This window comes from Enterococcus sp. S22(2020) (assembly GCF_020295385.1).
Classification (GTDB): domain Bacteria; phylum Bacillota; class Bacilli; order Lactobacillales; family Enterococcaceae; genus Enterococcus_L; species Enterococcus_L dunnyi.
Map to the genome: position 1 here is coordinate 101,831 of NZ_JACFUD010000005.1, position 12,211 is coordinate 114,041.

Here is a 12,211-nt window from a genome sequence, read left to right on the forward strand (position 1 = left end):
TGTATGACATGTGACTATGATACAATGATTTCGTTGTTAATAAAAGAATGTAAAATACTCATACGATGAAGATTATATTATAAGTAAAATTTCGGAGGAATGAATAGTGAAGAAAAGCTTATTACCATTACTAATGATTTGCTCATTAACCCTTTCAGCTGTAGCATTACCAGCAATTTCTAATGCAGATGAAGTGGATTCAAAGATTCAACAAAAAGACCAAACAATTAGCGGATTAAAATCTCAAGAAGCTGATGCTCAAAATCAATTAGCATCTGTACAAAACGAAGTGGCTTCTATTAATGAAAAAGCACAAACTTTGATTGCTGAACAAGGTAAATTAAGAAGTACATCTACAAAATTAGAAAAAGAAATCACTCAATTGACAAAACGTATCGACAAACGTGAAAAAGCGATCCAAAACCAAGCTCGTGACGTACAAGTTAACGGAAACAGCACAAGCTATATGGATGCAATCTTGAATGCAAAATCAGTTTCAGATGCGATCACTCGTGTAACAGCGATGTCTACGATCGTTAATGCAAACAACGACTTAGTGAAGCAACAACAAGAAGATAAAAAAGCCGTTGAAACAAAGAAAACTGAAAATGAACAAAAATTACAAGATTTACAAGATAACCAAGTAGCTCTTGAAGCTCAAAAAGGTGATTTAGTAAAAGCTGAAGCTGAGTTGAACGTATTACAAACAACTTTAGCCGCAGAAAGAGCAACAGCTGAAGACCAAAAAGCTGGCTTAGAAAAAGAAAAAGCAGATGCGATCGCAGAACGTGCACGTATTGCTGAACAAGAAAAAGTAGTAGCAGCGAATGCGAAGAAAGCAGCTGAAGAAGCAGCTGCAGCAAAAGAAACAGCGCCAAGCACTACAACAGCATCATCAACTGAACAATCTACAACAGGTTCAACAGAAAATCAAACAACACCAAGTACAGATAATGGTAACATTAATAATGGAGAAAATAACGTTACACCTCCAACTCCAGAGCCAGTTACACCTCCTAAAGAAGAAGAGGACAATACTCCAATACCAGAACCAACTGGTGGTTCTGCAATTGCAATCGCAGCTGCACAAGTTGGTAAACCATATGTATGGGGTGCTAAAGGACCAAACAGCTTTGACTGTTCAGGACTTGTCTATTATGCATTTATGCAATCAAGTGGCCGTAATGTCGGTGGATATACTGTAGCACAAGAAAGTGCTGGTACACGCATTTCTGTAGGTGAAGCTCAAGCAGGAGATTTATATTTCTGGGGTAGCCCAGGTGCTTCTTACCACGTAGCGATCGCTACAGGTGGCGGCGGTTATATCCATGCTGGTAACGAAAGTACAGGCGTTGAATACAGCAACGTTGGTTCATTCACACCAAGTTTTGCAGTACGTATGTAATCGTATAAACTTAACTATTTAAGAATCAGACAACTGTCTGATTCTTTTTTTACAAAAAAGGGACTGGGACATAACTCTATGAGTTACAACCCAGTCCCTTTAAGAAACGAATAAACGGTGAGAACAGAAGTAACCCCTTCGGAAATGAGCTGAAGTTCACAAAAATTTGAAGATCAATTTCTATGATTTCCTTCTTATTTCTCGGGGTTGAACACTTCTGTCTCAACCTCCTCTAATCGTTAATTAAAAGAGGGTATTTTTTTATTTATTGACGTATGGTTCAGTTAATGCCATAAACTCATTTACATCTTTTATGACTTGGTCGATTCCTGCTTGCCAGAAATCAGGTTTAGTCAAATCAACGTCGAGATGTTTCTTAGCTAGATCCTCTGATGTCATTGATGCAGTATCACGCAGTAATGCAATATATTGATCTTCAAAGTCACTACCTTGCTGATTCGCATAAGCATAAATACCCATGCTGAATAGGTAGCCGAAAGTATAAGGAAAATTATAAAATGGTACATCATCGATAAAGAAGTGCAGTTTACTTGCCCAAAAATGTGGATGGTAAGTACCAAGACTATTTTGATAGCTTTGTTTTTGTGCTTCAAGCATTAGTTCTGTGATGTCATCTTCACTTAGCAATCCTTCTTTTCGTGCTTCGTAGAAGTTTGTTTCAAAAATAAAACGGGCATGGATATTCATGAACATTGCAATGGCATTTTGCATTTTTGTATCTAGCAAATTAATTTTTTCTTCCGGTGTTTCAGCTTCTTTTAGTGTTGCATCTGCTACGATCAATTCAGCAAAGGTACTTGCCGTTTCAGCTACATTCATTGCGTATTCTCGATCAAGTGTAGGAAGATCCCACATGACACTGCTATGAAAAGCATGGCCTAATTCATGAGCTAAAGTAGCAACTTCATTGATCGAATTGCCAAAGGTCATAAATATTCTAGATTCTTTTGTTTCAGGTAGCTCGGTACAATAGCCGCCAGGACGTTTGCCGGGTCGGTCTTCTGCTTCGATCCAGCTTTTCTCAAACGCGGTCTTAGAGAATTGAGCCATTTTAGGACTAAATGTTTCAAAGTTTTTCAAAATAAATTCAGCGGCTTCGTCAAAGCTGAATGATTTTTCTTTAGAGTCGCCTAGAATGATCGGTGCATCCTGATCTTGCCAGTCCATTTTTTCTTTGCCGAATAGTTGAGCTTTACGTGTTAAATAGTCAATGAAAGGCTGTTTATTTTTCTGGATCGTTGCCCACATAACATCCAAGGTTTCTTTTTGCATACGATTATAATTTAGAGGTTCTTCAAGAAAATCAGTTACACCATGTAAATTGTACTGACTCAAGCGAAAACCATCTAAATGATTCAATGTATCGGCTAGCAAAGGAGCTTTTTCTTTCCACGCTTTTTCCCATGCAATGAATAACTCTTCTCGAACTGCTTTGTCAGGATCACTCATCATACGATTAAATGCTTGTCCAGCTGAAAGAACTGTTTCTTTGAACGGGATAGCAATGCTTGCGACGATCGTATCGTAATGGCTGCTCCAAGCGTTGAGTCCATCGAGTGATAAGGTATTGATGATGTGTTCTTCTTGTTCAGAAAGTAGTTTTTTTCCATCTCGGCGAATCTCATTCAAGCGAAAAGCAATTGCTTCAAATTCAGAAGAAGAAAGAAGTGTCGTCCAAACATCTTCTGAAATTTCTGTTAATTTTTTTGTAAAGATCGTTTCAGCTAATTGGATAGCTGGCAATAAAGCATAAAGATCACCTGAAAGTGTTTTTGCTTTTTTATCTGAAGTATCAGCGGATAAAAGTGCATTGATAAAACTATTGCATTGTCCAAAACCATCTGAGATAATGCCTTGTAATGATAAAATTTGTTTCAATTCTTGATAGTTAGTATCTTTTTCCGGTTCCCAACGGTCAATCAATTGATGGTAGTCGTTGCTTTGATTCTGCAGCTCAAGCATCCGTTGCTCTAATTGAGTCGATTGGCTACCTCCTGGGAAAATACTATCTAAATCCCAAATTAGTGAATATGTCATAAACGTCCCTTCTTTCTTTAAATTACTTCTATAGTATAGCATAAGAAAAAGAGTTGATGATTCGTTATGTTAGGGAAATAGAGCTATATAATAGAAGAAAAGAGGAGATATTTTGAAAAAACAATTAAAAAATAGCAATTTATACATAGCTTTTGCATTTCTGATCATGGCTATCTTGTTTTTTAGCTCATCACAGACTTATGAACAGCAATCTCAGGTTGGGCTATTAGATAATGTATTGAGCAGCAAGCCGTTCGCAGCACAATTAAAAGGAATTTCATTTAGCTATGCTGGCAGTGAAGTTAGTATCAAAGCGATGGGCTATGCTAAATTTATTGAATTCTTTATTCGCAAAGGCGCACATTTTGGGACATACTTTTTGTTGGGTGGAAGCTGGTTTATTGGGTTGAATATGAAGTTAAAACAGCCGCTTCTAGTGGGGGTGGTTTCTTGGTTGGCTGCAACAGGCTATGCTGGGCTAGATGAATATCACCAGATGCTGACAGGAGGGCGCAGCCCGTTGTTTCAGGATGTCATGCTGGATTCCTTTGGTGCGTTGAGTGCGGTATTTTTATGTTTGATCGTTCTTGGAATCAAGCGTTTATCTAAAAAGCGGTGATCATCACAGTGCTGAACAAGTTAGAATTAAAATATATTTATTTTATTGAAGAAAAGTGTATTTATTTTATAAATATGCTTTTCTTTTTTTGATACTTATTATTATTATCTTATTTCAATTTCATGTATGATAGATGCCATAAGAGGGTGGAGCGCATGATTAGAAATAATTTAGGACTGATACTTTTTGATAAAGAAGCAAGAACGAAAGTTCAGCTGATCAGTCACTTTGATCGGTCTAAGCAATGGTGGACGATGGAAGAACTTGTAGAAGAAACAGGTATGACCAAACGGACGATCGAAAAATATTTACTGCTTATACAAGAGGAATTAACAGTGTATGATCCAACAGGTGAGTCGCGATTGATCTATGATAAGCATTTTGGTTGTTCATTGCATTTTAAGGATTCTGGTGAGATAGAGTCATTCTTGTTGTTTATCATGCAAAACACCTTGTGTTACCAATTAACATATGCAATATTTTTTGAAAATATTAGTTCAGCTGTTCAATTTGCGCAGGAAAATTATACAAGTGAATCCACGATTTGGCGAATGATCCGAGATTTCAGAGAAATTCTACAGCAATATGATCTAGATATTCAAAAAGGAAGCTTTCAATTGATCGGTGATGAATACCAAATCAGAAAGTTTGCTCATTCAGTGATTTGGAATCTATTTAAAGGCAAGCAATGGCCATTTTCACAAGTAGCCATTCAGCGAGTAGATCAAATTCTCAATAGTGTTGAAGCTTTTTTTAAAGTCGAATTGTCTACCTTAAAACGTCAGAGTATGGCTTATTTTATCGCAACCTGCCTTACCAGAAATCAAAATGGCCATTCAGTAAAATGGTCTGTTGAGGTTAAGGAAAATACGGAGAATAATGAATTGTTTCAGGAATTTTCTGAATGCCTTAAAGAACATTTTGAAGAAAGCGTGTGGTCAACTGCGGAAGCGGCCTTTATGTTTTCAGCCGTTTTGACAGTAGATGATTGCTACCGTGATCCGGAAATCGAAAAAAGAATTTATGATTTTCATGAAATAAATAATACTGCATTGTATCAATCTATCGTCAGTCTAAGAAAAGTGGCGGAAGAGCATTTGGATAATATCGAACTATCAGAAATCGAAGTGAAGCATTTAACTCCATATGCGTTTAGCTCTCATATATTTTGCCAGATATTTAAAGGATTTGAGTTCAGTAATACCAGATACAATTATTGGAATCGTATACAACTTAAATATCCTGTACTGATCAGTAAATTAGCGAGTTTGATCGATTTACTTGCAGAGCAAACGGGTGAAATTGTATTTTTTCAAAAAAATTTTTTGATTCCACGCTATCTCTTGATGTATGCGTTCATTGGTAGATTATCACAATTTGAAAAGCAAATAAGGGTTGTGTTGATCACGAATTTGCCTGTATTGGAAGAAGAGCGTGTGATTGTTCGCTTAGATGAGACGTATAAAAATGACTACAACTTAGAAGTCATACAGGAATCAGCTCTCAACGATACAGAGTACCAATTGGTGCTATCGACAAGTAAAGTACCAAAAGAAAAAATCGGAGATGTGCCTAACCTTATCTTCAATACTGAACTGACAAAAGTCGACTATGCAGAACTTGATAAAGTATTATGGCAGATCGTTAAAGAAAGATAAGTTTTGGAAAAAGAAATAAAAAAGAAATGAAACTTCAAATTTTAACAAAAAAATAGACAAAAACTGACGGATGTTAAACGCTTTCTACTGCTACTATAAGGAAGCAATTTTAGAAGTGAACTAGGTTTCTAAAATCGATTATGGTTTAGGAGAGGATAAAGATGAAAAAATTTGTTCATGGTTTATTAACGATTGTACTACTATGGCAATTCGTAATGCCGCAAATTGTCATTGCTGAAACGTTGATCAATGGCGAAGAGCTACTTAGTCTTAAAAGTGCAACTCTAGACGCCGCTAGTAAAAAGGAAAGAGCTATCGTATCTTTAAAAGTAGGGGTAAAAACAGATGCTGAACAAAAAGCAGTGATTCAAGTATCCTCTGGACTAACTCTAACGCCTTCTTCTACCAAGGAACTAGTAGATGCAGCCGGAGATGTTAAAGGAACGTATCAAATCATTGATAATACTGTTCAATTAACGATAAATGGTGGAGTGAATGAAGAGTTATCATTGGTGGCAGAAGGTCAAGTGCCTGAAGCTAGTAGTGAACAGCAAGTGCAATTTTCTTTAGAAAATACTAGTCAAGTCGTTTCCTTACCTGAACAATGGTTTGTTGCGGAGGACACATCGCTTGAATCAACAACAAAAGAATCAAGTGAGCCAACTGAAACGACCTCCTCTTCTATAACAGAAACGATCCCTTCATCAGAAAATGAAGCGGTAAAAGATGTCAGTGCAAGAAGAGATCCAGCAAATATCCAAGATTTCTATGATGAGCTTGGATTGACAGAGGATTTTTTGACAAATATGAAACTGACTTATACAGATCAAGATGGTAACCCAGTCGAGAAACCAACGATCGATGATTTGATAAATTTTCATTTTGATTTCAAATTAGATGAAGCTGTTCGAGAAAAAATGCAGGCAGGGGACTATTATGAATTTGACCTTCCTGATTCAGTAAAAGTCACACAAAATCAAACATATCCCCTAAATGATGCTGAGGGTAATCATTATGCAGATGTAACGATCGGGACAGATGGTAAAGTCAAAATCGTTTTTACAGAAGAAATTGAACATGCTTCTGATATTGAAGGGGATTTTCATTTTACAGGAGAATTTGATAAAGACAATATTGACGGACCCGGAGAAATCGTGATCGTTCCTCCTGGTCACGAGGATATTGGCGAAACAGTGACGATCAAACCAAATTATACAGGCGATAATATCGATAAAAATGGGCATTTCGATAAAGAGCATAATCCAGATAAAATCATTTGGAATGTTGATGTCAATAAAGCTTTGGATACATTGGAAAATGCAACTGTGAAAGAGAATTTTCCCGCTGGCACAACATATGAGAGTGTCAAAGTATATCAAGTAAAAGTAGATTTTGAAGGAAATGTTGTGGAAGGTTCAGAAACATTAGCGGATCCTAGTACGTATACAGTAGATCCAGATGGAACGGTTCATTTCAACGAGACGATCGATGGTGCTTACCGTTTAGAATATACGACCAAAATCAATGAAGAGGCGAAGCCGGATGAAGGGGGGCTTACTTCTTTTCAAAATCAAGCAGTTTTATCTTCAAAAGGACTCGAAGATGCAACTGCAGAAGCATCTGTTTCAACAAAATATGGTATGAAGATCGAAAAAACAAGAGGAGATTATGACCCAGAAGATCAAACGATCAACTGGAAGATCCATTACAATTACGGAGAAAAAGATATTACGAACGGTTCGATAACAGATACCTTCCAAGATGAGCATATGTTTTTAGTGGATGGCTCTGTAAAATTATATGAAGTAAGCTTTGACACAAATGGACAACCGGTTCGCGGTAGAGAGTTAGTTGAGGGTGAAGATTATATACTAGACACTTCTTCTGAGCATGGGTTCCAAATCAAGTTCATCGGCACGATTGATACAGCAGTCGATGTATTATACCAAACAGGATATGATGGAATCATTGATGAAAATACAACGATCAAAAATGCAGTAAAAACAGAAACTGGAGAAGGTGACAGCGGGACAGGAATATTGACACCGCAAAATGTTATCAAGAAGCTAGGTAAGGTCGATTACACAAATCATACCGTCGGCTGGAATGTTGATGTCAATTTGAATCATTATAGTATGAATAACTGGCAAATGACAGATACTTTAAGTGAAGGATTAACATTGCTTGAGGACACTGTTGTCATCTATGATAAAGATGCGAAGAAAAACTTAGTCTTGGGTACAGATTATACATTGGATTATGATGAAGCGACCAATAAATTTAGAATCGTTTTTATTGGTGAATACGAAAAAACAAGTCACGCATTCAAAATCAGTTATACGACAACTTACGATCCAGAATTAGTGCCGGAAAATGATCCAGATAAATATTTCCGCAATACAGCTGAGGTCACTTGGACAACAGATGATGGTAAAACGATCACAGATGAAGACGATGCTACCTTTAAGCCGAATGAACCTACAAAGTATAATGGAGCAAAAGCTGGAACTTACAATGCACAGGAAAAAGAGATCACTTGGAGAATTGCCGTAAACTATGGTGATAAGGATATGGAAAATGCTCAGCTGACTGACCCTATTCCTTCTGATCAAAAGTATATTTTGAATTCGCTAAAAATCTATCATTACACAGTAGCGAGTGACGGAAGTGTGATCAAAGGATCAGAATTGACGCGTGCAGAATACCGGGAATTAGGAATCGAGCAACCGTCTACTGCGAATAATCAAACATTGATCGTTGAATTTCCTGATCATGAAGCAGGGCAATATTTGATCGAATTTAAAACAGATGTCACGAATGAACAAATCCATGCAGAATATACAAATGATGCCGTTTTTAGTAATGATAAATATGAAGATCACACATTACATGGGAAAGTGACTGTTAATCATGGAGATGAATTTGGTTCTAAAAGTGGAAAACAGGATGAAGACGGCTTTGTAAACTGGTCTGTCACGCTGAATGGCAGTCAGTCTAAATTATATGATGTAACTGTAGAAGATATCCCGTCAGCCAACCAGTCGATCGATTTAGACAGCTTGCATATTTTCGGTACCACTGTTGCGGTGGACGGGACGATCACGATCGATCGGACGAACGAGTTAGTCAAAGAACAGGACTATACGGTTGAATTAACGACAGATAATCAAACAGGACAACAAAAAATGACGCTTCACTTCATTAATGATTATCTAGAGTTTGATACTCCGCTGATCATGGAATACAAGAGCATGGTCTTTCTTGAAGGCAATAAAGGAACAGTTTCTAATCAAGTTCATATTACCAGTGAAGGAAAAACCGAAGTAGATGATACGTCTGACGGTAAAACCGATGTTACGGTAAGTGAAGGCGGCGGCTCCAGCTCAGGAAAACGGGGTCAGATGATTTTAAAAAAAGAAGACAGCAATGGCAACATCCTGCCTAAAGGAGCGACTTTTGAATTATGGGATAAAAATAAAACACAAATTCTACGTTCAGGGACAGTTGATGAAAATGGGTTGCTCACATTTGGCAGCTTACCGTTTGGCACATACATCTTAAAAGAAACGGGGACTTTGACAGATCAAGGCTATACGATCGATCAAAGTTTAGTAGATGGAAAAAAAGTAGAGATCACTCAGGAAACAACAGATGGTGAACCAATCGTGATCAAAAATCAGCTTGGAACGGTTCAGCTAGTGAAAAAAGGGGAACAAGGACAATTATTGTCTGGTGCGGAATTTAGGTTAGAAGTCTATGATGATGAAACAGGAATTTGGCTGCCTAAGTCTGTGAATCAGAACTTGATCACTGACAATAAGGGTGTATTGACGATTCAAGGCTTAGTTCCAGGAAAATACCGACTGATCGAAACAAAAGCACCAACAGGCTATATTCTAAATACAAATCCAGTACCATTTGAAGTCGCTGAAAATAGTGATCATCAACTGATACAGGTGGGGATGACAGATGCCTTTATCAATTATCAAGCAGCTATCCGTTTCATGAAGCTTGATGAAGCAGGCAATCCTCTAGCAGGTGCAGTCTTTGGCTTATATAGAAAAGGGAATGAAACAACTCCGATAGCAACAGCTACATCTAAATCGGACGGACGTGTCGAGTTTTCAAATGTTGGACCAGGCACATACGTGATCAAAGAAATCAGCAATCCCAATGATTATGTCTTAAATACGCAGGTTCTTGACAATATCGTAGTTCCGGAAAGCTCTAATAAGCCGTTAGATCCAATTGTTTTGGCTGATGACTTCATTAACTACAAAGGGAGCGCAGAAATCACAAAATATGGCGAAACACCAACAGAAACAAAACTTTTAGCAGGTGTTGGATTTGTTTTGGAAGATGCGAATGGCAAGACGGTTGCCCAAGGAACGACTGATCAAAATGGACGTTATTTTGTAGATGGATTAGCACCAGGTACCTATTACTTCAGAGAAGTAAGTACGGGGCCTAATGAGGAATTTTTGATCAATACTGAAAAGGTCAAAGTGGTCATTGAACCAAATACAGTAGGAAAGCCTGAAACAGTTCAAGTAACCTTAACTGATTATCAAGGTTCGTTCAAGATAAAAAAAGTCGACAGTAAAGGCAATCCATTGGCAGGAGCAGAGTTTAGCTTATTTAAAATCAACAGAGAGCTAGTTGCTAGCGGTCTGACATCTGATTCAAATGGCATTGTTAGTTACGAAGGTCTAGCGCCTGGTCGCTACTATTTAACAGAAACAAAAGCGCCATTAGATGAAGATGGACAGGAATACGTCAAGGACGAATATCCAATCTGGCTGACTATTGAAGATGAAGCCAAAGGGAAACCTGCAACGATCGATCTAGGGGAGTTCCAAAACTTCAAAGGGAAAATCGGTTTGACTAAAACAGGTGCAGGGCATTTATCTATTGCTGGTGCAAAGTTTGCCTTATACAAAGCTAGCGGTGAAAATGGAACAGAAGAAAAACTGGTTAAAATCGACGGAAAAGAGTACATTGAAGTTGGTGAAGATGGACACATCAATATTGATAGCTTAGGTCCGGGCTATTACAAGCTGATCGAAATTGAAGCTCCGGCAGGTTATGTAATCAATACACAGCCGATCTACTTTACTGTTCGCGAAGGAGAAGAAACAGATCCGCCAGTGGAAGAAGTGTCGATCGTCAACTATGAAGCATCGATCACAGCCCGGAAAGTTTCTGATGATGAATCATTAGAAACACCACCTCTCTTAAGAACTGGACTAAGCGGTGCTGAATTCCAAATCCTTGATGACAAGGGCGAGGCTGTGACTGTTTTTGACAGTAAAGGAAACGAAACGAAGACATTGATCGCTAATCAAGAGGGGATAATTTCAGCTAGCGGACTTCATGCAGGAAGGTATACATTAGTTGAAACGAAAGCACCAGATGGTTATATTTTAGAAAAAGAAGGTGTGCCGTTCACGATTACAGATCAGTCCGGGGCAACAACACCGATCAACTTAGGCGATATTGAAAATCATCACGGCAGTATCGAGATTGAAAAGAAAAATGAACATGGCGATCTTTTAAATGGCGGAAGCTTTGAAATTAGAGACGAAGACGGACAAGTCGTTACTGTCACGAATGCGTTAGGATTGAAAACAAAGACATTGACTGCGCTTGATGGTAAAATCGAAGCAACAGGCTTGGTTCCAGGAAAGTATTCTCTAATTGAAACGAAAGCGCCAGATGGCTATATTTTAGAAACAAATCAAAAAATCATGCCCATTGAGATTGCTAGATCTGAAAATGGACATCAGAAGGTGTCATTCAAAGGTACACTAACAAACTATCAAGGATCGGTCGAGTTAAACAAAATCGATAACGACAGTAAAAAAGTGTTGACAGGGGCTGAATTCAATTTATATACAAGTGAAGGAAAATTAGTTAAAAAACAACTGATCACCGATCAAAATGGACAATTATCAGTTGGCGATCTAGCACCGGGTTCTTACTATTTTGTTGAACAAAAAGCGCCGACTGGGTATCAATTATCCAAGGATAAGCAACCATTTACGATTGAAGACAAGGCGAATGGCAAGCCAACACAAATCCATTTGACCGTGACGAATTCAAAACAACCAGTAAAAGATCATGATAAAAAGCCAGCAACACCAACTTCTCAAGTAAATATAAGCGGAAAACTTGCGAACCTAGGCGAGCAGTCAGGAACAAGTTTGATCATTATAGGAGTACTAGTCTTAGTTGGATTGGGCGGATATATTGCTTATCGTAAAAAGAAAAATAAGTAATGTGTGTAAATAGTGAATTTAGAGGTTGAGAAAAAGTTGAAGAAACTGATTTTTGGCCGTTATTCGTTAAATTTTAGAGTGCGAAGCAAAACTGATTTTGGTTTTGTTTCGCACTTTTTTAGATATCAGTCTTAGGTTTGATGGAAAATAAGGATAGAAAGGGTATTATAAAGTAGACAGAAAATGAACTAAG

5 protein-coding genes are annotated in these 12,211 nt (G+C 37.8%); 4 read left to right on the top strand and 1 reads right to left on the bottom strand.

The window, feature by feature from the left end:
- The first annotated feature begins 106 nt into the window (after positions 1-106).
- A complete protein-coding gene (locus tag H3T55_RS11575; protein WP_225534585.1) occupies positions 107-1,405 on the top strand; it encodes a coiled-coil domain-containing protein in 1,299 nt (432 codons plus the stop codon).
- 261 nt (positions 1,406-1,666) lie between these two features.
- Here H3T55_RS11575 and H3T55_RS11580 read toward each other — a convergent pair whose 3' ends face one another.
- Positions 1,667-3,463 (bottom strand): M3 family oligoendopeptidase, encoded by a 1,797-nt coding sequence (locus tag H3T55_RS11580; RefSeq protein ID WP_225534586.1) that lies wholly within the window; start codon positions 3,461-3,463, stop codon positions 1,667-1,669.
- Between the two features lie 112 nt (positions 3,464-3,575).
- Between H3T55_RS11580 and H3T55_RS11585 the strand changes: the two genes are divergently transcribed.
- From H3T55_RS11585 to H3T55_RS11595, 3 genes are all read left to right on the top strand, one after another.
- Positions 3,576-4,082 carry a VanZ family protein gene (locus tag H3T55_RS11585; protein WP_087641895.1) on the top strand — a complete coding sequence of 169 codons (507 nt, stop codon included), beginning with the start codon at positions 3,576-3,578 and terminating at the stop codon, positions 4,080-4,082.
- A 155-nt stretch (positions 4,083-4,237) separates the two neighbouring features.
- Positions 4,238-5,740 carry a helix-turn-helix domain-containing protein gene (locus H3T55_RS11590; protein WP_225534587.1) on the top strand — a complete coding sequence of 501 codons (1,503 nt, stop codon included), beginning with the start codon at positions 4,238-4,240 and terminating at the stop codon, positions 5,738-5,740.
- Positions 5,741-5,901: 161 nt separating this feature from the next.
- Complete coding sequence (locus H3T55_RS11595) at positions 5,902-12,018, top strand: SpaA isopeptide-forming pilin-related protein (protein WP_225534588.1); 6,117 nt, start codon at positions 5,902-5,904, stop codon at positions 12,016-12,018.
- Positions 12,019-12,211 lie beyond the last annotated feature (193 nt).